This is a genomic window from Paraburkholderia phymatum STM815, from assembly GCF_000020045.1.
GTDB classification, from domain to species: Bacteria; Pseudomonadota; Gammaproteobacteria; order Burkholderiales; family Burkholderiaceae; genus Paraburkholderia; species Paraburkholderia phymatum.
On record NC_010625.1, the window covers coordinates 383,635 to 409,750 of the forward strand.

The window sequence follows — 26,116 nt, forward strand, 5'->3', positions numbered from 1 at the left end:
GTATCCCTCTTTGTTTGTAGATACGTTGGAATACAAAGGGAAGGGGCGGCGCGAGACGGCGAGCGTGACCAGGCAAGTGGCGTGATGCTGCGAGGCTTCAGCCACCGATGTTGCCGGGCCAGGCTTTTATGTTCGAATCGTCGCCAAAGACCGTTCGTCACCAGTGGCTGTGGTGTTCCCAGCTCCTGTGCCAACCACCGCCCTGTGCATTGCCGTTGCCGTAGGCGGCGGGTGGCCGTGAATACACGACTGGCGGTGGATTGGACTGGTAGACGTAGGTACCCGGCGCCCCATAGGCACCCGGGGGCGCATAGCGGGATTGGTAGGTGACGGGCGGCGGTGGCGCTGGAATCGGCGTGTAATAGCTTCCGCCATTGGCTTGAGCCAAGGCTGACGCCGATGCGCAGATGGTCACAACGATTGCCAGAAGCGAGCTTGCATATTTCATGACGTGGCTTCCCGTCGGTTCGCCGATTTGTCCCGACTGTTAGAAAGTATAGTCGCCGCAAGCCGCATCCGCGCGACGGTGGTGTGTTGGGAGAGCGCGGCGCGCTGTTTCTGGCCGTGCGCGTACGATGCAGACCACCTTCGCTTGACCTGAGTCAAGCAGCCACTTGGGCGCAGGAACACACTGGCATTCATGTGGCGTCGTTGCCGTTCCGGATAACCGTGCATCGCGGCTGGAGGTTCATCATGTACGACCGTATTCTTGTTGCGCTTGACGACAGTGCGAGCGCGAAAATGGCACTCGGCGAGGCGGTCAAGCTCGCGAAAATCTCGAGTGGCCTGGTCTATGCACTGTCGGTCGTGGACCGCGGCAGGTGGCCGGCCGAGGACAGCGCGCGATTCGATTTCGAGCCCGAGCCTTCCGCTGCGGCAAACGCGGCCACTCGCATTTTCGAGGAGGCGGAAACGCTATTCCGGGAATCCGGCGTCAGTGGGAAAGTGCGGGCGATCGATGCGTATGGTGAGAATGTGTCCGAGGTGCTGGCACGCGCGGCGGAAGAATGCGATGCCGACATCATCGTGATCGGTACGCATGGAAGGCGCGGCGCCCAGCGATTCTTGCTCGGTAGCGTCGCGGAGTCCCTTGTACGCGCGACGGAGCGTCCCGTTCTGCTGCTCCGGCATGACGGTTGACGGTTCGGTTCCGCCGGGCATGGACAGGCGTGATGCGTCGAAACGTCGAAACAAACGTCGAAACCGTAAACGCGTCGAAAAACGCGACGTCCTGCCCATCGGAAGGGACGTCGCGCGAAAGCCGTTTCTTCAGGCCAGGCTGCATGATCTGGGGGGCCCGCGGTCTGGCCGGCGGGCCACCCTGATGCATCAATCGAGTTCCATCACGATCCGTCCATCCACTGTCCCTTCGCGAAGTGCGCCGAATACAGCGTTGATGTTCTCCAGCCGGTCGCGATGAACGTGGGCTCGAACGCTGCCTTGTGCCGCAAAGTCGAGCGATTCCTGTAGATCCCGCCGCGTGCCGACGATGGATCCGCGCACCGTAATGCCGTTGAGAACCGTCGAAAAGATCGGCAGCGGAAAGTCGCCTGGCGGCAAACCGTTAAGGGAGATCGTTCCGCCGCGGCGGACCATACCGAGAGCCTGCGCAAATGCGGTGCGCGAAACTGCGGTGACCAGCACGCCATGCGCGCCGCCGATTTCCTTCTGGATGAAGGCCGCCGGGTCGGTGGTGTTCGCATTGACTGCGAGCGTGGCGCCCAGTTTGCGTGCAAGTTCGAGTTTGGTGTCGGAAATGTCGACGGCAACAACGTGCAATCCCATCGCGATTGCGTACTGCACAGCGACATGTCCGAGCCCACCGATACCCGAGATCGCGAGCCATTGACCCGGACGCGTGTCGGTGACGCGAATGCCTTTATAGACTGTGACGCCGGCGCAGAGAATGGGGGCGATTTCATCGAACGCGACGTTGGCGGGAAGATGCCCGACATAGTTGGGATCGGCCAGTACGTATTCGGCGTATCCGCCGTTGACCGAGTAACCCGTATTCTTCTGTTCATGACATAGCGTCTCCCAGCCGCTTAGACAGTGTTCGCACTGTCCGCAGGCGGTATAGAGCCACGGCACGCCCACTCGGTCGCCTTCCTTCACGCGCTTGACGCCGCTGCCGACAGCAGCGACGTAACCGACCCCTTCATGGCCGGGAATGAAGGGCAGCGTCGGCTTGACGGGCCAATCGCCGTCGGCGGCATGCAGATCGGTATGGCAGACACCCGATGCCTTGATGTTCACGAGAATCTGCCCCGGACCGACTTCCGGGATGGCGACTTCTTCGATGCTCAGCGGCGAGCCGAACTCTCTGACAACAGCGGCTTTCATGTGGCGGCTCATGCGACGCTCCTCGGAAAAAAGACTCGTGCAGTGTTGCGCAAACGGTCGGCGCGCGATTGATTCAGGTCAACGCTCGTCGTCCTCCGCGAGGGGGATTTGTCCGGACATTCGGGCGATGCACGTCATACGCACAGTCATTGATCAGTATCAGTTGCCGCGCGGCGCTCGCCATTATCTTGACGGGGTTATCACTTCGGCGCGGAGCAGGAACGTGTGGATTCGCGAAAGTCAGGGAACGGAGGTCGAATGACGTCTGCGCAAGTCTTGCTGTATGCGGCGTTAGCGAGTTCGATACTTTTGGACGGGTGCTCGACGGTATCGCGGGAAACTGCGTTCCGCACCCAGGAGATAGAACTTTCCCGGGGCCGTCAGGAGGCCAGCATCGCGTGCGAGACGGCTGTCGCATGCGACGAAGCGTGGGCGCGGACCCGGACGTTCATCCAGACTCACTCGGCCACACGGATCGTTCAGGCAGACGACTCGGCGATTCAGACCGCGTTTCCGCATGCGTTTGGGTTTGTCTATCTCGCGGCCTCGAGAAGCGCGGACGAGGCCGGCAAAATCGTCATTCGTCTCAGGACGATGTGCAGGGGCATGTATGACAGTGATGGCGGCGCGGGTCTGCTGTATTCGACCTGCGCGCGATCGATCGTCTCGGTCGAGACGGAGTTTCACGCATGGGTGAAAGAGAGCCGCTGACGATCCATGCGACGCCAGCCCGGCCGGCTTACGCGTGACGATGCACATCGGCGGCGACGTCGTGCTGGACGGATTGCGCGAAGCCATGACATGAACAAGACGGAGAGACCATCAGGATCTGAAAGTGCCTGTGGACTCATTTCATTCATGTCGGTCGTGGCTTATGCGGTGATGTATTGCGTCATCAGAGAAGCCTCCCCATCGGCCGCTATGCGCGGGTGCCGGGCTTTCGGCGCTTTTCATCCCAGGCAGCGTGATCACACGTGCGAAAGTTTCCACCCTCTCGTAAACCCCGCCCACAGAGTCTGCTTCGCGTAAGAACCGGGTAAGCGGGCGCTCTTAACGTTATACCGAGCGCATCGACACAACGACTCGTCCAAAGCGCATGCGCGCAAGCATTGGATGACGTCCCGACAAGGGATTCCCAGGCACATACGTTCGCCACTCGTTTCGGTTTCGTCCGAACGATGGTGCTTATCACGCAGCAAAAGATAGTCATGCAGGAGACGAAGATGGATCTGGAACTCGCAGAGCGAATCAAATCAGGCCCGACGTACCACGAACTCGTGCGAAGACGTTCGAGGCTGGGATGGACACTGACCGCACTTGTGCTTGTCGTCTACTACGGCTATGTGCTGCTGGTCGCGTTCAACAAGGAGTTGCTTGCGGCGAAGATGGGCGCGGGCGTGATGACCTGGGGCATGCCGATCGGACTCTTCGTCATCGTGTTCACCGTGGCGATCACTGGGTTTTACGTGCGGCGCGCGAACCGCACCTACGACGAACTCACCGACCGTATCAAACAGGAGGCCGCATGAAGCCCCGCCATATCATTCCCGCGAGCGCGCTGTTCGCCCTGTCATCCAGCTGCTTTGCTGCCGGGGGCGATCTCGGGCAAACGGTCAAGCAGGCAACCAACTGGACCGCGATCAGCATGTTCGTGGTGTTCGTCATTGCAACGCTCTTCATCACCAAATGGGCTGCGCGGAGGACACGTTCGGCTGCCGAGTTCTACACGGCAGGCGGCGGCATCACCGGCTTCCAGAACGGTCTTGCGATCGCGGGTGATTTCATGTCCGCTGCGTCCTTCCTCGGCATTTCGGCGGCCGTTTACTCGAACGGATATGATGGTCTCATCTATTCGATCGGTTTTCTGGTGGGCTGGCCGATCATCACTTTCCTGATGGCCGAGCGGCTGCGCAATCTCGGCCGCTTCACTTTCGCCGATGTTGCGGCCTACCGCTTCAAACAGGCGCCGATACGCGCGTTCGCGGCATCGGGCACGCTCGTCGTGGTTGCGTTCTATCTGATCGCGCAGATGGTGGGTGCGGGGCAACTCATCAAGCTGCTGTTCGGACTCGAATACTGGATCGCGGTCGTCATCGTCGGCGCGCTGATGATGGTGTATGTGCTCTTCGGCGGCATGACGGCAACGACCTGGGTGCAGATCATCAAGGCTTGCCTGCTCCTCGCCGGTGCAACTTTCATGGCCTTCATGGTGCTTTGGCAATTTCATTTCAGTCCCGAGGCGCTCTTTGCGAAGGCCGTCGAGGTGCACGAGAAGAAAGCGTCGATCATGGGGCCGGGCAACTTCATCAAGGACCCCGTTTCGGCGATCTCGTTCGGCATCGCGCTGATGTTCGGCACGGCGGGCCTGCCGCACATATTGATGCGTTTCTTCACGGTGCCGAATGCAAAGGAAGCACGCAAATCGGTTTTCTGGGCCACGACATGGATCGGCTATTTCTACATTCTCACCTTTATCATCGGCTTTGGTGCGATCGTTCTGGTGAGCACGAACTCCGTCTTCAAGGATGCAGCGGGCAAGTTACTGGGCGGTACGAACATGGCAGCCGTGCATCTGGCGAGCGCCGTCGGCGGCAATGTGTTCCTCGGCTTTATTTCCGCCGTTGCGTTCGCGACGATTCTCGCTGTCGTCGCGGGTCTCACGCTCGCCGGCGCGTCGGCTGTCTCGCATGATCTGTATGCGACCGTGTTCAAGCATGGCAAGGCATCGAGCGCGAACGAACTGTTTGTCTCGCGGGTCACGACGCTCGCGCTAGGCATCATCGCTGTCGTGCTCGGCATCGTGTTCGAAAAGCAGAACATCGCTTTCATGGTTTCGCTCGCCTTCGCGGTGGCGGCTTCCGCGAATTTCCCCGTACTGTTCATGTCCGTGCTGTGGCGTGGCTGCACGACGCGCGGCGCAGCGATTGGCGGCTTTCTCGGCCTGTTCTCGGCGGTGCTGCTCACTGTGCTATCGAAGGCGGTATGGGTGGATGTATTTCATCACGCGAGTGCGCCGTTCCCCTATGCATCGCCGGCGCTCTTCTCGATGGCGATCGGCTTTGCCGGCATCTGGGTTTTCTCGGTGACAGACCGGTCCGCTCGCGCACGCATCGACCAGGCGGGGTTCGAGGCGCAAGCGGTGCGCTCGGAAACCGGTATCGGCGCAGTGGAGGGCGCGAGCCATTGAGAGTGGTTCGACGAATCGGATCCCACACCTCGAGGTCGCCCGTTCGCCGGGCGACCGGTTGCCGGTTAGCGGGCTGCGTGTGGCTGAGAGCGGCCGGTTCCGTTATGCCGTTCTTCTACAGAGTAAATGGACGCGCATCTGGCCGAAGCGCTTCTCCGTGCCTCGTACGGGGTGGGCAGTTGCATACAGCTATCGGAGCTTTCGCCAGGTTGATGGGCATACGCACGGGACCTCGCGCTTCATGCGTCATACGACGGGGATTACTCGTCTGGTCCCCGTCATCGCCTTTTTCGTTTGCGCGAACGAGCGACTGCAAGCAGGGTGGGGTGGATTACCTGGATCCGCCGCCGCCATTTCCGCCGCCGCCATTTCCGCCCCCGCCATGACCGCCTCCGCCGTGACCGCCTGCGCCTCCGGCACCTGCGCCTCCGGCACCTGCGCCGCCCGCGCCTGCGCCGCCCGCACCTGCGCCTCCCGCGCCTGCGCCTCCGGCTCCTGCGCCGCCTGCGCCTGCGCCGCCTGCGCCTGCGCCGCCTGCACCTGCGCCTCCGGCACCTGCGCCTCCGGCACCTGCGCCTCCGGCACCTGCGCCGCCTGCACCCGCACCTGGCCCGCCGTGACCGCCGGCACCAGCACCGCCCGCACCAGCACCACCGGCACCAGCACCACCGGCACCAGCACCAGCACCACCGGCACCAGCACCCGTGCCGCCTGCACCCGCACCGCCTGCACCCGCACCCGGCCCGCCGTGACCGCCCGCACCAGCACCAGCACCAGCACCAGCACCAGAGCCAGAGCCAGAGCCAGCACCAGAGCCAGAGCCAGCACCAGAGCCAGAGCCAGCACCAGAGCCAGCACCAGAGCCAGCACCAGAGCCAGCACCAGAGCCAGCACCAGAGCCAGCACCAGAGCCAGCACCAGAGCCAGCACCAGAGCCAGCACCAGAGCCAGCACCAGAGCCAGCACCAGAGCCAGCACCAGAGCCAGCACCAGAGCCAGCACCCGCACCCGCACCCGCACCCGCACCAGCACCAGCACCGCCTGCATTCGAGCCACCTCCGCCGTGACTGCCTGCAGGCTGTCCTTCAGCGAGCTTCAGTGATGGAGCGTCAGGAGAAGGTGCGCTGTTGTGATCGAACGAAGCGGTACCCGCTGGCCGAGCGCGCTCAGCATCGCCAATTGCCGTTGTCTGGTCAGGAGGTGCCAATGATCTTGCGACATGAGCGGTCGAAGACGTCTGTTGCGCTCGCGACGTGGGCCGGACGATCCTGGACGCCTGCCGCGAGACGGCTCCGACGTGCGGCGCCGGATGGCTGCGATTCTGTGCGGTGGCGTTGCTGGCTTGAGCAGGCACTCGTGTAGCCGCCGACTGTGGAGGAGCGGGATCCGGAGTAGGTCCAGGGAGTCGATCGGATGAAGCGGGCGACACAGGCGGGGCGGATTCGGCACTGGCAACCGCAGTTTCGCGAGTGGGGGGCGGCGATGGTGGCGCGACATCACCGGACCAGGAAGTGTGTTGCGACGGCGACGTGGACCCGATAATCCCGAGCGCTTGATCATGGCCGAACCGGTCGCCGAACGCGACGATACCCGCGACCCCGACACCCAATGAGGCGATTGCCCACGCAACCCAAAGCGCGAGGCGCTTGCCCCGCAGGGGCGGTACAGCCGTGATGTCTGCATCAGGAAGACGTGCACCCGAAGGCGCAAGTTCGGCCAGACCTGCATCCGCATGTGGGAACTCGGCCCGGCTAGACGTTACAACCCGCTTCGGATCGTTTCGTCTAATTTTTCCAGTCACTACATTCATGTACCGTCCCCTTGCGGAATGCTCATCGAAATGCGCCGCGGGACCGTTCTGCGCGTTCAAACCCTTGGTTCCGCCACGGCAATGGCAGCGGTCAACCGGTTTTCTATCGTACGTCTTCGAGCGATGAAGGCGTTCGCCATCTTTGTGGCGGATCTGGACGGGTGGCCGAAGTCGCCGGCCGGTGCGCCATTCGCGATGACTCCACAGTGGCGACGACACGATGCAGGTACGCATTCGCTGTGCCTGCGTATCCGAACGCAATTGAATTGTGCGACCGCCGACATGGCGGGGCCCACCCAATTCAATAGATTCCACGGAAGGCGAGGCGCTAGTCGAGCGGGAAATGCAGATGTGGAAGTGTGTCGTTGAAAGATTGCAGAAGCGCTAAACAACGCATATTGCACAATAGTATGTCGGTGGACCGATTGAGCTGGACTGTGCCCGAGAATGCCGAAGTACAATCGATTCGGGCGAGTTCCATCGAGCAGCAGCGGTCTTCCTGATCGAGGATTGCCGACAGTATCGCCAGACGCGAACACTATCCGGACAGAAGGGGCTGACTTGCTGGTTGCCATTTTCGTACGATGGAGAAAATGGCGACTCTTAGAATGGTGCCTCCTGGCGGGGGTGCTTGTTCAAAGGCGTCTGCGCGTTTTACGTGCACCCATTTCCCCTGATCGCCGTGGTGGCGGACGGCGCTCTGCTTAAAGCATAAGATCTCATCGGCTATCGATATAAGACTGCTGCCAAGCCATGCTCCATTCTCTGCGAAACCAAAAAGAGAACATGTTGAAGTGTGGAAGCGGCATCGATTCACAACAATTCGACCATGCGTATTCCTCCCGTCAAGGCCATCGTGGCCTTCGAATGCATTGCCAGAACCCGGAGCGTGAACCGCGCAGCCGAGGAGCTCGGCCTGACAGCATCCGCGGTCAGCCACCAACTGAGCAATCTGGAGTCGATCATTGGCCAGCCATTGTTCCAGCGAACCGGGCGCGGCCTCGTTCTGACGCCTACGGGCGAGCGCTATCTGGCCGATGTAACAGGCTCGCTGGCAGACCTCAGCCGCGCAACCGAGCGGGCGTCGAGCCGTAAGGAGGTCGACATCCTGCGTGTCCATTCGAGCCCGAGCTTCGGTCTCATGTGGCTGATGCCACGGCTGGCTTCGTTCCAGGAAGCGAATGGAGACATCCAGCTGAACCTTGCATGCTCGTATGAAAATGTCTCGTTCTCCAATGGCTATTACGACATCGATATCCGTCACGGATACGGCGAATGGACCCATGTCGAAGTCAAGACTCTCCGGGGTGAGTGCATCGCGCCGCTGGCTTCGCCGAAATATCTGAAGCAATACCCGGTAAAGTCCCCCGACGATCTCCTCGCGCACCGGCTCATTTTTTCCGAAACGCCGCTTGTCCAGTGGCGACAATGGTTTGGACGTGTCGGCGTCGCGGGCGCGCAAAAGACCTTCGATTTTTCATTCGACCGTTCCTACATGTCGATCGAGACGGCTGCGCTGGGACTCGGCATTGCGTTGGAAAGTTTGATGCTGGCTTCCGTCAAGATTCGGGAAGGCGCGTTGGTGCCCGTGTTCGACGATGCGCATTCAGTCGAGGTAGGCGCTCATCATCTGGTTTACCCGAGCCAGAACGCGGATCTGCCGAGAGTGGCTCGCTTCATCGCATGGATTGAGCAGGAGATCGAGCGCACTGCGCCCAACGCCTCAGGGAAATCCCGCAGCTGAAATTTTCTCAGCATCGATTGAGCAAAACTGCGTTGATGGTCGGGTCACAGGCGGAGACACTTCGCCTACACCTAGTTCATCGACGGAGACACCGACATGTTGCTCAAGAATCAAGTGGTCATCATCACGGGCGCGGCATCGGCGCGCGGTATCGGCAAGGCGACGGCCAAAGCGATGGCCGCGCGAGGCGCCCGCGTCGCGATCCTCGACCTCAAGCAGGCCGACGCCGAAAGCGCCGCGCGTGACCTCGGGGACGGCCACCTGGGCCTTGCTTGCGACGTCACCGACAAGGCTGCATGCGTCGCCGCCGCCAATGCCGTCATCGACACATACGGTCGCATCGATGTGCTGGTGAATAACGCGGGCATCACGCAGCCCATCAAGACGCTGGAGATCGCGCGCGAAAATTTCGACGCGGTGATTGGCGTCAGCCTGCTCGGCACGCTTTACATGTCGCAAGCGGTCATCCCCTGGATGAAGAAGCAGCAAAGCGGCAGCATCGTATGCATGTCCTCCGTCTCCGCACAACGCGGCGGCGGCATCTTTGGCGGCCCGCACTATAGCGCAGCAAAAGCGGGCGTGCTCGGTCTTGCCAAGGCCATGGCGCGCGAGTTCGGCGCCGATCGCATCCGCGTGAATTCGATCACGCCGGGTCTCATCCAGACTGACATCACAGGCGACAAGCTGACGCCGGAAATGCGTGCCGACATCATCAAGGGCATTCCGCTTGGACGTCTCGGCGAAGCGAACGATATCGCCAACGCCTGCGTCTTCCTGGCAAGCGACTTGTCGACATATCTCACGGGCATCACGCTCGATGTCAACGGCGGCATGCTGATTCACTGACGATGAAGCCGCGTGCGCGTCGCTACGACATGCACGCTCACGGCGCACCCGGAACACACGGGGCGTCGCGCCGCAAAAAAACGGCTCACAAGCTTGCGGTCAGGCAAAGCATCGATGGCATGCGTCTGGCCAACAGGAGACAACCGATGAAATCCAAAATCGCCTCGCCCATGATCGGCGCAGAGCTTTCCGCGTCCGACGACGTCGTCAGCTTCGAAGCGAGAACCTATGCCAAGGTGGCTCGCCGTCTGATTCCATTCCTGATGCTGTGCTACCTGGGCGCGTACCTCGACCGCGTCAACGTCGGCTTCGCGAAGCTTCAGATGCTGAATGATCTGCGCTTTTCCGAAACGGTATACGGCATTGGCGCCGGCATATTCTTTCTCGGCTATTTTCTCTTCGAAGTGCCGAGCAATGTGATTCTTCACAAGGTCGGCGCGCGCAACTGGCTCGCGCGCATCATGCTCACCTGGGCGCTCATTTCGGCCAGCTTCGTGTTCGTCAAATCGCCGACTGTGTTTTATGTCTTGCGTTTCCTGCTTGGCGTCGCCGAGGCGGGCTTTGCTCCCGGCGTGATTCTGTACCTCACGTACTGGTTTCCTGCGGCACGGCGTGCAAAGGCGCTGTCGATGTTCTTCATGGCGATTCCGCTCGCGGGCATCGTAGGCGGGCCGCTGTCGGGCTGGATCATGCATTCGTTTCAGGGGCTGCACGGCCTCGCGGGATGGAAGTGGCTTTTCATGCTCGAAGCCGTTCCGTCGCTTGTGCTGGGCTTTGCCATCATCCTTTATCTCGACAACGGCATCGCGGGCGCGAAGTGGCTGACAGACGACGAGAAGGCCTTGCTCAAGCGCAACGTCGACAAGGATCGCACCCAGACCACCGAGCATGTGTCGATTCGCGGGTTCATCGCCGACCGGCGTCTGTGGCTGATGGCCGCCATCTACTTCTGTGTCGTGCTTGGCCAGTACGGACTCACTTTCTGGTTGCCGACGATCATCCGGCGCACGGGCGTTGTCGACCCGCTGTGGGTAGGCATCCTGACTGCGATCCCGTACATCTGCGCCATCATCGCACTGCCCCTGCTTGGAAGCAGTGCGGACAAGCGACGCGAACGCCGTCTGCACCTGGCAATTCCGATGCTCGTGTCGGCAGCAGGCTTCGCCACATTGCCGATGCTCGGCAGCGTGGGCGCTTCGATAGTCTGCGTGAGCGTTGCAGCGGCCGGCATTCTCGCCTCGTCGTCGCTCTTCTGGGCGCTGCCGACAGCCGTACTCGGCGGCATGTCGGCAGCGGCGGGCATCGCAGCCGTCAACTGCTTCGCCAATCTTGCGGGCTTCTTCTCGCCCGCCATCGTGGGCTGGTTGAACGACCTCACAGGCAAGTCCACTGCGGGCCTGCTCTTTATTTCATCGGCGGTGGTGCTTGGCGCGGTCATGGTGTTTTTCGTTCCCGCCCGAACCGTCAATCGCTGAATCGAAACTTTCTTTCTGGAGACATGCAAATGAGTACTCCCGTCATCGAGGATGTGACGCTCGCCGAGCGCGCCTATCGCATCCGACGCAATGCCCTTCTGATGGGCGAAGTGCAAGGCCAGGGCTATATCGGGCAGGCACTCGATATCGCCGATGTGCTGGCCGTCTCGTACTTCGGCGCAATGAACTACCGTTCCGCCGATCCCGACTGGGAAGATCGCGACCGCTTCCTGCTGTCGAACGGACACTACGCGATTGCGCTGTACGCAGCATTGCTGGAAGCGGGCATTCTTCCCCCGGAAGAGCTCGAAACCTACGGCAGCGACGACAGCCGTCTTCCGATGTCCGGCATGGCAAGCTACACGCCCGGCATGGAGATGTCCGGCGGCTCTCTGGGGCAAGGATTGACGATCGCGGTGGGCCGTTGCCTCGGGCTCAAGCGCAAGGGCTCGACGTCATTCGTCTACACGCTTTTCTCGGATGGCGAACTCGATGAAGGGGCGATCTGGGAAGGTCTGATGTCGGCGGCACACTGGAAGCTCGACAATCTGATCGCGATGATCGACGTGAACAATCAGCAAGCCGATGGCCCCTCGACGCAAATCATGGCCTTCGAGCCGCTCGTGCCGAAGCTCGAAGCGTTCGGCTGGTATGTGCAGCGCGTGAACGGCAACGACATCGACGCCGTGAAGCAGGCGTTCGACAACGCGCGAAACCTGAAGGAAGCCAAACCGCGCATCATCGTTTGCGACACGAAGATGGGCTGCGGCGTGCCGTTCCTCGAGCAGCGCGAGAAGAATCACTTTATCCGCGTCGATCCAAACGAGTGGACGCTCGCGCTCGAAGCACTTGACGCAACGTTCGCAGGGAGAAAAGCATGAACTCGGTCATCGATAAAAAGCCTCGCCTGAAGACCTCTGCGATGATCGCGTCTATTGCAGGTGAAGGACAGATCACGCGCTCCGCACCGTTCGGTCACGCACTCGCCGAGCTGGCGCGTACGAAAACGAATGTGATCGGAATGACGGCCGATCTCGGCAAGTACACCGACCTGCACATCTTCGCGAAGGCGTTTCCGGAGCGCTACTACCAGATGGGCATGGCGGAGCAGTTGCTGATGGGCGCTGCGGCCGGGTTCGCTCACGAAGGCGCACAGCCGTTCGTCACCACGTATGCGGTATTCGCGACGCGACGCGCGTACGACTTCATTCACCAGACCATCGCCGAAGACGACCTGGATGTGAAAATCGTCTGTGCTCTGCCGGGTTTGACCACGGGTTATGGTCCAAGTCACCAGGCCGCGGAAGATCTTGCGCTGATGCGCGCGATGCCGAACATGACCGTCATCGATCCGTGCGATGCGCTGGATATCGAGCAGATGGTGCCCGCCATCGCAGCTCACAAGGGGCCTGTCTATGCGCGCCTGTTGCGCGGCAATGTACCTGCTGTGCTGGACGAGTACGACTATCGGTTCGAACTCGGCAAGGCAAAGATGCTTCGCGACGGCGCCGACGTGCTCATCGTTTCGTCGGGGATGATGACGATGCGCGCGCTCGAAGCCGCCAAGGCACTAGAAGCGGACAACGTGGATGTCGCCGTGCTGCACGTGCCGACCATCAAGCCGCTCGACACGGAAAGCATCATTCGCGAAGCGAGGCGCTCGGGGCGTATGGTCGTTGTTGCCGAGAATCATACCGTCGTCGGAGGCCTCGGCGAAGCAGTGGCGACGACGTTGTTGAGCGCCCATGTGTCCTGTTCATTCAGGCAGATCGCGCTGCCCGACGCATTCCTCGATGCAGGGGCGCTGCCGACGCTGCACGACCGCTATGGCATTTCCACGAGCGTGATGGCGGCCAACATCAAGAAGTGGCTGGCATAGCCGGCGTACTTTACGTGCGCGAATGGCGGACATGGATTCAGCCCACCATCCGGTGGGTTTTTCCATGACGGCGAGATGCGTCGATGCTTGCCTGGCGCACCCCGCCCGAGACAGTGCCATTCGAATCCGGGACGGACGTTGCTAATAGCCTTTCGTATACATCGTCAGATGGTTATTCACCGACGTTACGCCCGGCACCCCCATTGCAACTTCTGTGGCCTGCTGGATCTGGGCACCGTCCGACACGCTGCCTGACAGCGTGACGACACCGCCGCGCGCCTTGACGAACACGTTCGACACGTTGAAGTGGGGCGCTTTCGATAGCGCCTTACGCACATCGCGAGCGAGTTGTTTGTCGGATGTCGCCCCTTTGCCTGAACCGCCAGCGGGACTCGACGCCATCGGCATGGCGTTTGACGCTTGCGCGAATACGTTCGACGTCGCGCATGCGGCGACGACCAGCAAACTGCCGAAGTGGAATGCTTTCATGGTTGCCTCTCTGATTCGACGGTCTGCTGGCGCATTCAATGCAGCACTTTCGTCAGCACGACCAGATAGCCGGCCGCGACCGCGAGCTGGCAGGCGGTGACGGGCAATCCATAGCGCAGAAACCGTCCGAAGCTGACGGGTGTGCCCTCCCGCGCACAGATCCCGGCAGCGACGATATTGGCCGCGGAGCCGACGAGCGTCGCGTTGCCGCCCAGCGTCGCGCCGTACATCATGCCGACGAAAACAGGGATGACGGCAGGCGGCCACTGCGTGAACTGATCCGATAGCGCGGCGTCAGGAACGAATTCGGCCGTGACGAGATACCCCTTGACCATCACGATCGACGCCGCCGCGACGGGCACGTTCGCGAGCACGGAAGACAGCACGCCGATGCCGAAGATCATCGCAAGTGCAACGAGCGTCAGGCGCGTCCCGAACACTTCATACAGCTTGACCGACATGACCTCCAGAAGGCCCGTCTTTGCCATGCCTTGCACGAGGCAAAAAATGCACGACAGGAACAGGAGTGTCTTCCAGTCGACGTCGCGCAGTACGTTTTCGGTCGGCTCGACCTTGAAGGCGAAGGCCACCAGTAACGCGAGCGCGCTGGCGATAACGGCCACCACGGGCGGGACGATGCGCGTCGGCAGGTCTTCGCCCATCACAAAGAGCACCATCATGAGCATCAGGACGACCAGCGCGAACACGGCGTAGACGGGCCGCTTCAGTTGCGCTCGCGCTGTACGCGGCGGCAACGGCCTCGCCATCCGCCAGATGCCGGGCATCATCACGGGCAGCAACGGGATCGCCACGAGGATCGCGAGCACGCCGCCGAGGCTCGCGCGCCTGAGATATTCGCCGAACGTCATGCCGATGGAACTGCCCACGAGGAAGGTCGCGGGGTCGCCGACCAGCGTCAGCAGGCCGGCGGCATTGCTGAGGATCGCGGTGAGGATCAGCGGCGGGACGATGTCGATGTCGAGCGCCCGCGCCACGCGAACGATGATGGGTGCAAGCAGGATCACCGTTGTCGCGTTGGGAAGCAGAGCGCACAAAGGCGCGACGATTACGATCAGCAGAAGCAGGAAGCGCTTGCCGCTGCCCGCCGTCGCCCTGAGATAGAAGTCGCCGACCAGATCGAACAGGCCCGTGGTCGAGAGGATCCGCGCGACGATCATGCCGCCGAACAGCAGGCTGATTGGACCCGCCGATGTGCGCGCTGTGGCCAGCAAATCCTTTTCTTCCAGAATGCCCAGCGCGATCAGTGCGCTCGCGCCGACGAGCGCGGCTACGGCCATGTCGATCACGTCGAAGGCGATCACGAGGATGACCACCGAAAACACACCGACCACTAGATAGATCTGCCAGTCGCTCATGATCCGTCCGTGCCATCGCTATTGCATCGGCGGGGCGTACATCAAACCGCCATGCGTCCACAGATTGTTGAGTCCGCGCTCCAGCCCAAGCGGACTTCCCGCGCCGAGATTGCGCTCGAACATTTCGCCGTAGTTGCCCGCGCTCTGCAGCGCCCTGAGCGTCCAGCCGGGCTCGATGCCGAGCGTGGCGGTGACGGTGGCGTCCGGTACGAGCGCGCGCGCCACGAGCGGATCGCGGACACGCGCGGCGTAGTTCTCGCGGGTCACGCCGAGTTCCTCGGCTGTAATCAGCGTAAAGAGCACCCAGCGAACGACGACGAGCCACGCGTCATCGTCGCCGCGAACGGCCGGTCCGAGCGGCTGCTTCGACAGGCGCTCGGGCAATATCTCGACCGTCGACGCGCCTCCCGGAGCGCGGCTCTTCAGCACGCTGAGCAGCGATGCGTCGGCCGTCGCTGCACTGCATCGGCCGGAAAAGAAGGCTTGCGCCAGTTCCGGCACCGAACCGACGACGAGCGGCTTCACGTTCAGCGAGTTCGCGCTCGCGTAGCCCATCAGATTGCGCTCGCTCGTCGTGTCCTGCTGCACGCAGACGGTAGCTCCGTTCAGCGAAGAGGACGCTGTCCCATTTTTCCTGGACACCATGAACGCCTGCGCGTCATAAAAGAGAATGCCCGCGAACTGGATGCCGAGTGTTCCCTCCCTGAGCAGCGTCCAGGTGGTGTTGCGCGCGAGCAGATCGATGCGGTCCGTTCTGAGCGCGGGAAAGCGTGCCGAAGCCTTAAGCGGGACGAAGGTAACCTTGTTGGGATCGCCTAGCACGGCGGCCGCGACCGCGCGGCAGAAATCGGCATCGATGCCTGAAAAGTGCCCGGCCCCATCGGCTGCCGAGAAGCCCGCGATGCCTTCGCTGATGCCGCATCGCAGCGTACCTCGTGCCTTGATGTGCGCGAGCGTTTCCGATCCGGCTGCGGTGGCGACGGCCGAACCCGTCAGGAGCGCCGCGAGCAGGACCGCGCGGACGGCTGCGACGAAGCTCCACGCTGGCGTATTCATCGGCTCCTCGGGCTGAAAGTTCGCGTTCACGGCATGTCGCCATCGCGCTCGGGATCGAATCCGGTCAGGCGCGCAACGTTTGCCATCCACTTGATATGACACCAGCGTCAAATACGTTGTAGCTGAAAGTGGGTCCAGTTCAAGTGGTGTTTGCGTGTCCCAAACTGCTCGTCAGCCCTATTGGACCAAGGTCCAATATCACGCGTTGGAAGCGAAGCATATTCTTGATTCGACGCATTTTCCTGCTTGAGGATAGCAATGCGAACGCCATACCATCCCGAACCGGCGCGACGGCAAACGGCTCGTCGGCCGGAAGGCCAAACAGATTTCGACGCAGCGACGGAACCGTCATGAAGCGTTCGATCAACTGGGATCTCATCGAAACGCGCGAATCGATCAGGCAAAGCGCCTACGACCTCGCTCGCAGCGGTCTGTGCGACGCATGGCAAGACGTGTGGCGGGCGCTGCGCGCGCGCTTCAGCGTCGACCAGTTGGCAGTGATCTTCGACAACCCGCTTTGTCGACTGGATATCGACCAGCGTTGCTATCGCGCGCGCAATCCTGGGAAGGTCGCGAGAGAGGTGCAAACCGATCTGGATGCGATCAGGCAGCGAGCCGCCCCGATGGTGCTGTCGACGAAACCGGCGGGTTTGAATGGGCAGAAGCGAAGGTCCGAGCGCCTCGCCAGCAGGATCGAGACGCTGTTGGCGGACGGCAGCCAGTGCACCGCGGTGGAGCTGGCGGAGCGACTGGGCACGAGCCGCAACGAAATACTCATCGCCGCACGTGACATGCTGGCCGACGGTACCTTGCAGGTTGCACGATACGTTGCGTCGAGCCGTGGCGGCCGGGGAGCGCGCGTGTTCGTGCGCACCGGCGCGAGCGCGCCAAAGGACCATGCTCCCGGCCTGCACTCGACGTGGCCGCAAGCCGATTCCGTCGTAGCAGATGCGTTTGACGCGATTGCGCGGTGCAGGTGACGGTCTCGCGAGCCGTACGACTTCGCATTCTCCGCTGCCATGACTCAATTTATCGTTACGCTCAATTGGACCGCCGTCATCGAAATACTGATTATCGACGTGCTGCTGGGTGGCGATAACGCAGTTGTGATCGCGCTCGCCTGTCGCAGCCTGCCTGAGCGGCAACGTCGGCGCTGCGTTCTCTGGGGCACGGGAGGTGCGATCCTCCTGCGCGTGGTGCTGATCGCGTTTGTGGTCGCGCTGCTGAATTTGCCGTTTCTCAAGCTTGCCGGCGGTGTGCTCCTGCTGTGGATCGGCGTGCGCCTGATGGCGCCCGCGCACGATTACCAGTCATTGGACCAAGGTCCAATACATGATTCATTTCGACGCGTATAGGCTGAAAGCATTCAGTCTTTTACCTGCAGACCCGCGGCAGATCGGGCGCACGACTGCCGCTGCGACGAAGATCGATCACGCCAGCAAACGGAAGCGGAGCAAAACCACGACGCTGCGTTCTGAATTGGCCGTCACGGCAGGCAGCCACCGCGTAAGCCGGTGATCCGCATTGGACGGTTGCTTCGTGGTTCCCGTAGGTGGGCTCATGGATACTCGACGTTTGCGCGCCATATCGTTGTCCGCGTCAACACACGGCCGGAAGGAGTGGCTATGACCAGCTGGAGAGCCCGATCGGCGAGCGCGCTGTTTCTATGTCCGCTCGTGCTGACGACAATGTCATCGTGTGCGGACTACGGTGCGGCGGGGTCCGCGCCATCGGGCGCTGTTGCGTCTGGCTCCGCACCACCGGGCACAGTGCCGGCGGCTGCTGCGCCAACCGGTCCCACGTCGATGCCTTCTGCGCCGCCGTCACGCCTGGAGTCATCGGGGCCTGCGCCATTCAAGCCAGAGGAGATCGAGGCCCTGGTCGCACCAATCGCGCTCTACCCGGACTCGGTGCTGGCTCAGGTATTGATGGCATCGACGTATCCGCTGGAAATCGTGCACGCGGCACGCTGGGTGAAGGCCAATCCGAATGTGAAGGGCGATGCCGCCGTACAGGCGGTTGCGGATCAACCTTGGGACACCAGCGTGAAATCGATGGTGGCGTTCCCGCAAATCCTGGAGCCGATGAGCGACAAGCTCGACTGGACACAGCGGCTCGGCGACGCTTTTCTCGCCCAGCAGAAAGAGGTATTCGACGCGGTGCAGCGGTTGCGTTCGCGAGCGCAGGAGTCGGGCAACCTGACATCGAACGAGCAGCAGAACGTGATCGTCGAGCCCGCACCGGCAGGCAGCCAGGCTGGCACATCGACGATCGTGCGGATCGAACCGGCGAATCCCCAGGTGATCTACGTACCGGCGTACAACCCGACGGTCGTCTATGGAGCGTGGAGCTATCCGGCGTATCCGCCATACTACTGGCCGCCGTATCCCGCGTATTACCCTGGCTACTACCCTGGTGCCGCGCTTGCGACGGGGTTCGCCTGGGGCATTGGTCTCGCCGCCGCCGGCGCAATCTTCAGTAACTGCAACTCGTGTTGGGGTGGGGGCGACGTCAATATCAACGTCGACAAGGCGGCGAACATCAATCGCAACTTCGATCGCAACAAGGTACAAGCGCAGGGCGGCCGGTGGCAGCATGATGCGAGTCATCGACAGGGCGTCGCCTATCGGGACAATGCCACGCGCGATAAATTCGCCGGTCAGTCGCCGCGTGCCGGCACGCGTGATCAGTACCGCGGCCGTGGCGCGGACACGGGTGGCCGCGCCGGAACGAGTGATCGGGCCGCGGCAGGCAATCGCGCAGCCACGGCGGACCGTTCTGCCGGTGCAAACCGGGGCGGCTCGAATCGCGCAGGAGGCGACGTGAATCGCGTCAGCAGCGGCGATCGCGCTGGCGGTGTCGGCGGCGGGCGCGACAGCGCTTTCAACGGCGTGGGCGGGAGCGGCCGAAGCGCGCAGCGCAACTTCGACAGAGGCCGATCGAGCGTGCAGGGCTCGGGCTTTAACCGGCCCTCCGGAGGCGCCGGCATGCGCGGCGGTGGCGGCGGGTTCCGCGGCAGGCGTTAAGGAGTGAATCATGAATGTCCATTCACGCGTCGCCCCGCAACGGCGCACGCTCAAACTCGCAAGCCTCGTGGCCGTAGCCGTCCTGTCGGCCGCGACGACCACTGCGGCGTATGCGCAAAAGACCTTTACCTCGCCGGAGGCCGCGATGAAAGCTTTCGGCGATGCCGTGGTGAAAGACCGCGAAGACGCGCTGCGCACGATCTTCGGCGATGACTTTCGCAAACTGATTCCACCCGCTGGTGCAGCAGTGCGGGACACGTTTGTTGCCGAGTGGGCGAAGTCCCATACCATCGAGCCGGTGGAGGCGGGCCACACCCATATCGTCGTAGGCGACAGCGGCTGGACGTTTCCGGTGCCGCTTGTGAAGACCGGGCAGGGATGGCGCTTCGATACCCGCGCCGGTGCGGAAGAAATGCGCCTGCGTCGAATTGGACGCAATGAGCTCGCCGTCATCCAGACCATGCTCGCGATCTATGACGCGCAGCGTGAATACGCGCAAACCGCTCACGACGGTGAAGGCGTGCTTGCCTATGCGTCGCGGATGGTGAGTTCGTCCGGAAAACACGACGGCCTGTACTGGCCGACGGGCCCGGGCGAACCGGCGAGTCCACTCGGCGACGCATTCGTCGATGCCAGCTCGCGCAATGCGAAGAATGCCGGCTACTACGGATACCACTACAAGCTGCTCGATTCGCAAGGGCCGCACGCGCCCGGCGGCGCATATGGCTACGTCGTGCACGGAAAGCTCTTTGGCGGATTTGCCGTGATCGCCTGGCCGGTGAAATACGGAGAAACGGGTATCAAGAGTTTCATGGTGAGCCATGCGGGACAGGTCTATCAGCGAGACCTCGGACCGGACAGCGCCGCCAAAGCCGAGGCGACGAAGTCGTTCGATCCGGGGCCGGGCTGGAGCAAGGTGCCTGATGCCGATGTTCAGTAATCTCCTGTCGACGGCCCGGTTTCAAGAGTGCGTTCACTCGGGCGCCAGCCGAAGTCGCGAGACGAAATCCGCACCCTGAGACCTTTACGGGTCCGGCTGACATTGGACGCCGCCTCGTGGCGTGTCTCGCGATTGCCGATATTTGCGTCCGCGCCTTGCAGCACCCTTCGAAAGTCGATTCGTCACCCATGTTGCGTATGCAACAATGCGCTCAACATCGCGTCCCCTGTATGCGCGTTTCTGGCTGGTATCGGCGCGCAGAATGTCCTACTGTCTAACGACGCCGGGATCCGGCGCCCAAAAGCTTGTCCACCGGCAGTGCGTCTTGTCCAACCAAAAACAAGGAGACAGCAATGATGGGTATACCGTTGGCAGTCTGGAGCAGAAGGGTGCTGCGCAATGCAGCGCTGGCGATAGCCGGCGCGGCGCTCGCGCATGGCGCGCAAGCAGGCGACCAGGATGAGGGTCGGGGGAAGCTCAACAGATTGCCGCCGTTCGTTGTTGCAGACAGTCTGAGAACAACCGTTTATGACGGTGTCAGTGACGATCTGCTGACGGCCGGCCTCGGAAAAACCGGACTGGCGGGCGCGGCGCCCGCCATTGCAAATCCCGCCGCCCCGACGGCAGCGGAACTGCGCAGGCTGGCGATCTGGTCGAACTACCGTGCGCTTGTCGACATGACCGCGAACGGGGGCTACGGTCGCTTCTGGGGGCCGAATGTCGACCTTTCCGGCGGCGACACACTCGGAGAAGGAAAAATCGCGGGTACCGAGTATCTTGCGTATGCCGACGACGGCACGGGGCGTCGTAACGTCAGCCTGCTCGTCCAGGTGCCGGCTGCATTTAACCCGAGAAGCCCGTGCATCGTGACGGCAACGTCGTCCGGCTCGCGCGGCGTGTACGGCGCTATCTCGGCGGCTGGGGAGTGGGGGCTGAAGCGGGGCTGCGCTGTCGCTTATACCGACAAGGGTTCAGGCAACGGTGCCAACGAGTTGATGACAGGCCTCGTTACGCTGATCGATGGCCGTGTCGCCGATGCCGCCACCGCGGGACGCAGCAGCCTGTTCACGGCGAATGTGCCTGCGGATTCGCTTGCCGACTATAACCAGAAATACCCGTACCGCTACGCCTTCAAGCACGCGCACTCGCAGCAGAATCCGGAGGCGGATTGGGGCAGGGACACGCTCGCCGCGATCCAGTTTGCGTACTGGGCGCTTAACCAGCAGTTCGGGCCGCGCATCGGCGCATCGGCTGCCGGCGTACGTTACGAAGCCGGCGACATCACCACCATCGCCGCTTCCGTGAGCAACGGCGGCGGCGCGTCGCTGGCAGCGGCCGAGCAGGATACGCGAGGCTGGATCACGGCCGTAGTCGTGGGCGAGCCGCAGATCAACGTGCGCCTGCCCGGCCATGCGCAGGTCAAGGAAGGCGGTCAGCCTATCGCGGCGGCGGGCAAACCGCTCGCCGACTATATGACGCTGGCCAACCTGCTCCAGCCGTGCGCCGCACTCGCGGACGCCGCCGCCAACGCACCGTATCTGACGGCGTTGCCCGTTGCGACGACGAATGCCATTCGCACCGCGCGATGCGCGTCACTCGCGGCTGCGGGGTACGTGCACGGCAGCGACGTGCAAACCCAGGCGAACGACGCGCTCGCGTTGCTGCACCAGGCCGGCTATGAAGCGGATTCAGACGTCCTGCAAGCGCCGATGTGGGACTCGCAGGCAGTGCCCGCTGTCGCAGTGACGTATGCCGACGCGTACACGAGGTCGAGCGTGATCGACAATTTGTGTGGATTCAGCTTCGGCACAACGAATGCGTCGACGGGCGCAGCGGGCGTTGCGCCCGCCGTTCCGCCGATGCCGACCGTCTTCGGGCTGGGTAACGGCGTGCCGCCCACCAACGGTATCAATCTGGTCTACAACGGCGCATCGCAAAGCGGCGCGGATCATCGGCTGGCGACGTCCGATGCGAGCTTCAAGGGTGCCGCCTGCCTGCGTGCGCTGTGGACGGGTAATGATCCTCGCATGCGTCGCAGTGTCGAAGCGATCAGCGTGAACGCAAACCTGCATGGCAAGCCTGCCATCATCGTCCAGGGACGTAGCGATGCGCTCGTGCCGATCAATCACGCTTCGCGGGCGTATCTCGCCGCGAACAGCCAAAGAGAAGGTTCGCGCAGCAGGCTGTCGTTCTATGAAGTGACGAACGGGCAGCACTTCGATGCATTCCTCGGCGTGGCTGGCTTCGATACGCGCTTCGTGCCGGTTCACTACTACAATATTCAGGCGCTCGATCTGATGTGGAATCACCTGAAGAGCGGCACGCCGCTGCCGCCGTCGCAGGTCATCCGCACGATACCGAGAGGTGGCGATCCGGGCAAGGCTCCGCCGCTTGGTGTGGCAAACCTGCCGGCCATCGTTGCGAATCCCGGCAGCAATGCGATCAGCGTCGATGACGGCATCGTGAACGTGCCGCATTGACGCACGAGTCCGTCACGCCGGCGCATCCCGGCTGTTCGATTTGCAGTTTGAGATTGGGCTGCCGGGCTTCGTTTACACAATGAGGCGCCACACCTCATGTGATGCCGGGCTACTGCCGGCTGGATAGCGACGGACTACCCGACCCCATCCATGAGCCGGAAACGGTCGGAGACTTCAGCGGGAGCGAGACATGAGACATGACTTCGCGGATCTGGAGCAGGCAGCCTTTTGGGTTCATGTCGTCGTTGCTGTGATCCTGCTGCTTTTCATGGCTCGTGAGAAAAACCCGGCGTGGAACGGCTGGCTGGCGCTTGGCGAACAGTCGATCCTGGTGGACTTTTCCCCGGCTTCGTTGATGCCTGAATTGACGTGCCCGGATTGATAGCGTGGCTGTCGGCGAGCGACGATTGATCCTGACGATAGCTATAACGGCGTTAGTCTGTAAAAACGCCATGCGCTCGATCATCATTCGAGCACACACGTCATCCGTCGGCTGCTCCCGACCACCACGACGGCGATCGTATTGAAGGAATCGCGGCTCGATCGGCGATCCCTTCGCCGATCACCAAACGCGCGGTGCGCGACGATGAACATCGCGCGAGAGACGCAATATAAACGGGGTTCCGACACCGGGCCGCTAAACAGCTGGCGCGATGCGCATGCATCGCGCTTCTTCTGTCCGAGGTTTATCTGGCACTACAGTGTCGGTATCACGTTTGGAAACTCGAGGTGATGCTCCACGCGCTTGACGCCCGGTACCCGTTCGGCGGCGATGCAGATGGCGCGCTTTTCCTCTTCCGACTCGACGACGCCCCAAAGATGCGCGATCCCATCCTTGACGATCACGCCGTGTTTCGAAAGTCCCCAGCGCTGTCCATGCATTTCCAGCACGATCGCGTCGCGCACACTCGCATCGTCATGCGCAGCGGCGTCCGCCGGCGGGGCGACGCTGGCGAGTGCACGGATCAGGTTCGAACGGCTCACAATTCCGACCAGCTTGCCGTCCTTGAGCACGGGTACGCGCTTCAGATGCCGGCGTTCCATCAGATCTGCGATCCTGTCGAGCGGCATGTCTTCGGTAATCGAAATCACCCGGTCGCACATCACATCGCCGACCACATGGGCGTGCTCCTTCACATATCGCGCGGCCTGCTCGCGAGGCGAGGACAGCAGAAAGTCGAGCCACCATCGGCGCTTACCGTGACCCGTTCCGTTCTCCACGCGATGCAGCAGATCGCCCTGGCTGACGATACCCACGACCTGTCCTTCCCCGTCGACGACAGGCATGCCGCTAATCCGGTTGTCGACGAACAGTCTGGCCGCGTCGTGGATCGACATGTCGGGTGTGGCCGTGACGACGGACGTAGTCATGATGTCGAGTGCGCGCATGATCGCTCCTTTGGCTTGTGCACGACGGGTTGTCATCCGCTGCTCCCGCCGCATGGTTAGGGCAGACGCACCGCCGCCAAGGCACGCGGTGCTGAGACGCCTTGACGTTCCGAACAGGGCTGGCGGGTAGTGCCGTCAGCGCAATTCAATGGATCCCGGCCATTGGCGCAATTTGCGCGAAGCGGGCAGGGAAGGGGAATGTGGCGTGCAACGCAGGGGAAAAGAGGCGGGCCTTCTGATGGTATGTGCCGCTAGTGATGTAAGCAAATGCAACTCGGGCTTTTATTGCAGGTCGCCCGTTCATACGGAAATCTCATGCGGGGAATCTATCGCGTGGCTGAATATTTTCTTTCTCGTGTCTTTCAGAATCCAGACCGGTCAAATCCGGCGGCACATGCAAAAGCGCGGCGCCCAGCAAGGCGCTGCGCAGACAGCCTGCCGCTGGCGGCAGGCCTTGCATGAGCGATCAGAGTCCGCTTACCGTCTTGACCGTCACCCACTGGCCGTTCTTCACCTGATAGACCGTGGATGAGCCGTTCTTCAGGGAGCCGTTCGCGTTGAACTCGATATGACCGGTGATGCCTTCGAAGCTGATGCTCTGCAGCTTGGAGCGATAGTCGTCGGGCTTCGTCGAATTGGCGGCCTGCATCGCCTTGATGGCAGCCCACGCCGCGTCATAGCCAAACGGCGCATACGAGAGCACGTCCTCACCGAACTTCTGCTTGAAGCGCTCGGCGAACTTCGCGCCTACGGGCGTGCTGTCGAGCGGACGGCCGTATTCCCATGCCATTGCGCCTTCGGACACATCGCCCGCGAGCTTGATGAAATCGATGTCCTTCACGCCGCCGCCGCCCACGTACTGCGCCTTGATGCCGAGCTGATTCATTTGCTTCATGATGCCGGCCGCCTGCGGATTGAGGGCGCCGACGAAAATCAGATCAGGGTTCTTCGCCTTGAGGTTCGTGAGCTGGGTCTTGAAATCGGTCGCCTGGTTCGTCGTGTACTCGCGATCGATGATGTCGCCGCCGTGCGCTTTGACCGCTTTCACGAACTCGTCGGCTTCGCCCTGGCCGAACGCCGTGCGGTCGTCGATCACGGCAATGCGCTTGGCCTTCGTCGTCTCGACCGCATAGGCACCCGCAGTGCCCGCGTTTTGCGCGTCGCTCGAGATCACCATGAACATGTTCTTGAAGCCGCGACTGCTGATCGTCGGGTTCGTGGCGGCAGGATCAATGTCGGGCAGGCCCGCTTTCTCGTAGAGATTCGAAGCGGGGATGGTCGTACCCGAGTTGAAGTGGCCGACGACGACCGACACGCCTTCGTCGATGAGTTTTTGCGCGACTTGCACACCGATGCGCGGGTCGGCCTGGTCGTCTTCGGCGACGAGCTGGAAGGTGACGGGCTGGCCATTGATCTTGACGCCTTGCGCCTTGGCGTCGTCGAGCGCCATTTTGACGCCGTTCTCCAGATCTTTGCCGTAATTGGCGTTCGGTCCGGTGAGCGGCGCGGCAAACCCGACTTTTACAACGGTGTCCGCATGCGCGGCGAGCGGTGCAACAGCGAGAAGCGAACCGACTACAACTGCGATAGGGGAGAGACTTTTCGTAAAACGCATGTTATTTCCCTTTGTCGTCAAGCATGAGGTCACTGCCAGGTCGTGCATGCCGGCTATGCTCACCCGCTTCCCGCGTGGTGCGCGAGCGCGGCGGCGGCCGGTGCACGGCTCTTGTCCGCATCAACTGCGTGTGAAGCTCCTCTCTAGTAGGCGCGGTATCGGTCGAACTGCTCCGGATCAGAAACGCCGCAGCGGTCGCCAGAAGCGACTATAGGAAGCCAATATCGTTTGGTCTTGACCGCTGGCGACAATTCCAATGCGCATTTCGGCATAGCCCTGCCCGTCGAAGCAATCGGGACAAATACTCCCGCGCGCACGATGCCACGCTCCGCTTAGCGATGACAGAAGCGGTTTTAGCGCCCGGCGGCGTGGCGCCGGCGATGCGAACGGGGAATGAGATGCGGGCTCGGCTCGCAAGCGAACTTGATGCCGCAGCAAGGTCTGAAGCTCCTACAGTCCGT

The 26,116-nt window shown here is 62.0% G+C and carries 20 protein-coding genes and 1 pseudogene; 14 read left to right on the forward strand and 7 right to left on the reverse strand.

Annotation, left to right across the window (positions count from 1 at the left end; genetic code table 11):
- Positions 1–693: 693 nt before the first annotated feature.
- A complete protein-coding gene (locus tag BPHY_RS29340) occupies positions 694–1,140 on the forward strand; it encodes a universal stress protein (protein WP_012405093.1) in 447 nt (148 codons plus the stop codon).
- A gap of 189 nt (positions 1,141–1,329) precedes the next feature.
- On the opposite strand, the gene adhP is transcribed toward BPHY_RS29340, so the two are convergent.
- The gene (gene adhP / locus BPHY_RS29345; RefSeq protein WP_012405094.1) at positions 1,330–2,355 is read right to left on the reverse strand and encodes an alcohol dehydrogenase AdhP; all 1,026 of its coding nucleotides are present in this window, start codon (positions 2,353–2,355) and stop codon (positions 1,330–1,332) included.
- Positions 2,356–3,566: 1,211 nt separating this feature from the next.
- Here adhP and BPHY_RS29355 point away from each other — a divergent pair.
- Together BPHY_RS29355 and BPHY_RS29360 are read left to right on the forward strand one after the other, a co-directional pair.
- Positions 3,567–3,872 carry a DUF485 domain-containing protein gene (locus tag BPHY_RS29355; protein WP_012405096.1) on the forward strand — a complete coding sequence of 102 codons (306 nt, stop codon included), beginning with the start codon at positions 3,567–3,569 and terminating at the stop codon, positions 3,870–3,872.
- Entirely contained in the window at positions 3,869–5,530 is a 1,662-nt protein-coding gene (locus tag BPHY_RS29360) for a cation acetate symporter (RefSeq protein WP_012405097.1), read from the forward strand. Before BPHY_RS29355 ends, BPHY_RS29360 begins: the two co-directional genes overlap by 4 nt.
- A gap of 246 nt (positions 5,531–5,776) precedes the next feature.
- On the opposite strand, the gene BPHY_RS42930 is transcribed toward BPHY_RS29360, so the two are convergent.
- Positions 5,777–6,577, reverse strand: coding sequence for a hypothetical protein (locus BPHY_RS42930; RefSeq protein ID WP_157686864.1), 801 nt, complete (start codon positions 6,575–6,577; stop codon positions 5,777–5,779).
- A 1,592-nt stretch (positions 6,578–8,169) separates the two neighbouring features.
- On the opposite strand from BPHY_RS42930, the gene BPHY_RS29370 reads away from it, so the two are divergent.
- The 5 genes from BPHY_RS29370 to BPHY_RS29390 all read left to right on the forward strand — a co-directional run bounded on the left by BPHY_RS29370 (position 8,170) and on the right by BPHY_RS29390 (position 13,284).
- Positions 8,170–9,084 (forward strand): LysR substrate-binding domain-containing protein, encoded by a 915-nt coding sequence (locus BPHY_RS29370; protein ID WP_012405098.1) that lies wholly within the window; start codon positions 8,170–8,172, stop codon positions 9,082–9,084.
- Positions 9,085–9,180: 96 nt separating this feature from the next.
- Positions 9,181–9,930: an SDR family NAD(P)-dependent oxidoreductase gene (locus BPHY_RS29375; RefSeq protein WP_012405099.1), complete on the forward strand. Its 750-nt coding sequence runs from the start codon at positions 9,181–9,183 to the stop codon at positions 9,928–9,930.
- A 146-nt stretch (positions 9,931–10,076) separates the two neighbouring features.
- Positions 10,077–11,405 carry an MFS transporter gene (locus BPHY_RS29380; protein ID WP_012405100.1) on the forward strand — a complete coding sequence of 443 codons (1,329 nt, stop codon included), beginning with the start codon at positions 10,077–10,079 and terminating at the stop codon, positions 11,403–11,405.
- Between the two features lie 29 nt (positions 11,406–11,434).
- A complete protein-coding gene (locus BPHY_RS29385) occupies positions 11,435–12,286 on the forward strand; it encodes a transketolase (protein ID WP_012405101.1) in 852 nt (283 codons plus the stop codon).
- Entirely contained in the window at positions 12,283–13,284 is a 1,002-nt protein-coding gene (locus BPHY_RS29390) for a transketolase family protein (RefSeq protein ID WP_012405102.1), read from the forward strand. Before BPHY_RS29385 ends, BPHY_RS29390 begins: the two co-directional genes overlap by 4 nt.
- A 141-nt stretch (positions 13,285–13,425) precedes the next feature.
- On the opposite strand, the gene BPHY_RS29395 is transcribed toward BPHY_RS29390, so the two are convergent.
- From BPHY_RS29395 to BPHY_RS29405, 3 genes are read right to left on the reverse strand one after another with little or no spacing between them, the layout of a single operon-like run.
- A complete protein-coding gene (locus tag BPHY_RS29395; RefSeq protein ID WP_012405103.1) occupies positions 13,426–13,773 on the reverse strand; it encodes a BON domain-containing protein in 348 nt (115 codons plus the stop codon).
- A gap of 35 nt (positions 13,774–13,808) precedes the next feature.
- On the reverse strand, positions 13,809–15,149 hold the full coding sequence (locus tag BPHY_RS29400; protein WP_012405104.1) for an ArsB/NhaD family transporter: 1,341 nt from the start codon (positions 15,147–15,149) through the stop codon (positions 13,809–13,811).
- A gap of 18 nt (positions 15,150–15,167) precedes the next feature.
- Positions 15,168–16,235 (reverse strand): amino acid ABC transporter substrate-binding protein, encoded by a 1,068-nt coding sequence (locus BPHY_RS29405; RefSeq protein WP_244257707.1) that lies wholly within the window; start codon positions 16,233–16,235, stop codon positions 15,168–15,170.
- 320 nt (positions 16,236–16,555) lie between these two features.
- Between BPHY_RS29405 and BPHY_RS29410 the strand changes: the two genes are divergently transcribed.
- From BPHY_RS29410 to BPHY_RS42075, 6 genes and pseudogenes are all read left to right on the forward strand, one after another.
- Complete coding sequence (locus tag BPHY_RS29410; RefSeq protein ID WP_012405106.1) at positions 16,556–17,185, forward strand: helix-turn-helix domain-containing protein; 630 nt, start codon at positions 16,556–16,558, stop codon at positions 17,183–17,185.
- A gap of 39 nt (positions 17,186–17,224) precedes the next feature.
- Positions 17,225–17,509, forward strand: a pseudogene (locus tag BPHY_RS29415) (TerC family protein); the annotation flags it as partial.
- A 321-nt stretch (positions 17,510–17,830) separates the two neighbouring features.
- Positions 17,831–19,231, forward strand: a complete 1,401-nt coding sequence (locus BPHY_RS29420) for a DUF3300 domain-containing protein (protein ID WP_012405108.1) — start codon at positions 17,831–17,833, stop codon at positions 19,229–19,231.
- 10 nt (positions 19,232–19,241) lie between these two features.
- On the forward strand, positions 19,242–20,171 hold the full coding sequence (locus tag BPHY_RS29425; protein ID WP_012405109.1) for a DUF2950 domain-containing protein: 930 nt from the start codon (positions 19,242–19,244) through the stop codon (positions 20,169–20,171).
- Positions 20,172–20,524: 353 nt separating this feature from the next.
- Positions 20,525–22,651: a D-(-)-3-hydroxybutyrate oligomer hydrolase gene (locus BPHY_RS29430; protein WP_012405110.1), complete on the forward strand. Its 2,127-nt coding sequence runs from the start codon at positions 20,525–20,527 to the stop codon at positions 22,649–22,651.
- 190 nt (positions 22,652–22,841) lie between these two features.
- Complete coding sequence (locus BPHY_RS42075) at positions 22,842–23,033, forward strand: hypothetical protein (RefSeq protein ID WP_041765633.1); 192 nt, start codon at positions 22,842–22,844, stop codon at positions 23,031–23,033.
- Positions 23,034–23,347: 314 nt separating this feature from the next.
- On the opposite strand, the gene BPHY_RS29440 is transcribed toward BPHY_RS42075, so the two are convergent.
- Positions 23,348–24,040: a CBS domain-containing protein gene (locus tag BPHY_RS29440; protein WP_041765634.1), complete on the reverse strand. Its 693-nt coding sequence runs from the start codon at positions 24,038–24,040 to the stop codon at positions 23,348–23,350.
- A 466-nt stretch (positions 24,041–24,506) separates the two neighbouring features.
- Positions 24,507–25,655 carry a branched-chain amino acid ABC transporter substrate-binding protein gene (locus BPHY_RS29445; protein WP_012405113.1) on the reverse strand — a complete coding sequence of 383 codons (1,149 nt, stop codon included), beginning with the start codon at positions 25,653–25,655 and terminating at the stop codon, positions 24,507–24,509.
- Between the last annotated feature and the right edge of the window lie 461 nt (positions 25,656–26,116).

Excerpts from the sequence above, each read along its gene's own strand:
- BPHY_RS29380 (WP_012405100.1), top strand. The coding sequence starts at position 10,077 with ATGAAATCCAAAATCGCCTCGCCCATGATCGGCGCAGAGCTTTCCGCG.
- BPHY_RS29430 (WP_012405110.1), top strand. The coding sequence starts at position 20,525 with ATGATGGGTATACCGTTGGCAGTCTGGAGCAGAAGGGTGCTGCGCAAT.
- BPHY_RS29400 (WP_012405104.1), bottom strand. The coding sequence starts at position 15,149 with ATGAGCGACTGGCAGATCTATCTAGTGGTCGGTGTGTTTTCGGTGGTC.
- BPHY_RS29410 (WP_012405106.1), top strand. The coding sequence starts at position 16,556 with ATGAAGCGTTCGATCAACTGGGATCTCATCGAAACGCGCGAATCGATC.
- BPHY_RS29385 (WP_012405101.1), top strand. The coding sequence starts at position 11,435 with ATGAGTACTCCCGTCATCGAGGATGTGACGCTCGCCGAGCGCGCCTAT.
- BPHY_RS29390 (WP_012405102.1), top strand. The coding sequence starts at position 12,283 with ATGAACTCGGTCATCGATAAAAAGCCTCGCCTGAAGACCTCTGCGATG.
- BPHY_RS29445 (WP_012405113.1), bottom strand. The coding sequence starts at position 25,655 with ATGCGTTTTACGAAAAGTCTCTCCCCTATCGCAGTTGTAGTCGGTTCG.
- BPHY_RS29440 (WP_041765634.1), bottom strand. The coding sequence starts at position 24,040 with ATGCGCGCACTCGACATCATGACTACGTCCGTCGTCACGGCCACACCC.
- BPHY_RS29420 (WP_012405108.1), top strand. The coding sequence starts at position 17,831 with ATGACCAGCTGGAGAGCCCGATCGGCGAGCGCGCTGTTTCTATGTCCG.
- BPHY_RS29360 (WP_012405097.1), top strand. The coding sequence starts at position 3,869 with ATGAAGCCCCGCCATATCATTCCCGCGAGCGCGCTGTTCGCCCTGTCA.
- BPHY_RS29370 (WP_012405098.1), top strand. The coding sequence starts at position 8,170 with ATGCGTATTCCTCCCGTCAAGGCCATCGTGGCCTTCGAATGCATTGCC.
- BPHY_RS29355 (WP_012405096.1), top strand. The coding sequence starts at position 3,567 with ATGGATCTGGAACTCGCAGAGCGAATCAAATCAGGCCCGACGTACCAC.
- BPHY_RS42930 (WP_157686864.1), bottom strand. The coding sequence starts at position 6,577 with ATGCAGGCGGTGCTGGTGCTGGTGCGGGTGCGGGTGCGGGTGCGGGTG.
- adhP (WP_012405094.1), bottom strand. The coding sequence starts at position 2,355 with ATGAGCCGCCACATGAAAGCCGCTGTTGTCAGAGAGTTCGGCTCGCCG.
- BPHY_RS29425 (WP_012405109.1), top strand. The coding sequence starts at position 19,242 with ATGAATGTCCATTCACGCGTCGCCCCGCAACGGCGCACGCTCAAACTC.
- BPHY_RS29340 (WP_012405093.1), top strand. The coding sequence starts at position 694 with ATGTACGACCGTATTCTTGTTGCGCTTGACGACAGTGCGAGCGCGAAA.
- BPHY_RS29395 (WP_012405103.1), bottom strand. The coding sequence starts at position 13,773 with ATGAAAGCATTCCACTTCGGCAGTTTGCTGGTCGTCGCCGCATGCGCG.
- BPHY_RS29375 (WP_012405099.1), top strand. The coding sequence starts at position 9,181 with ATGTTGCTCAAGAATCAAGTGGTCATCATCACGGGCGCGGCATCGGCG.
- BPHY_RS42075 (WP_041765633.1), top strand. The coding sequence starts at position 22,842 with ATGAGACATGACTTCGCGGATCTGGAGCAGGCAGCCTTTTGGGTTCAT.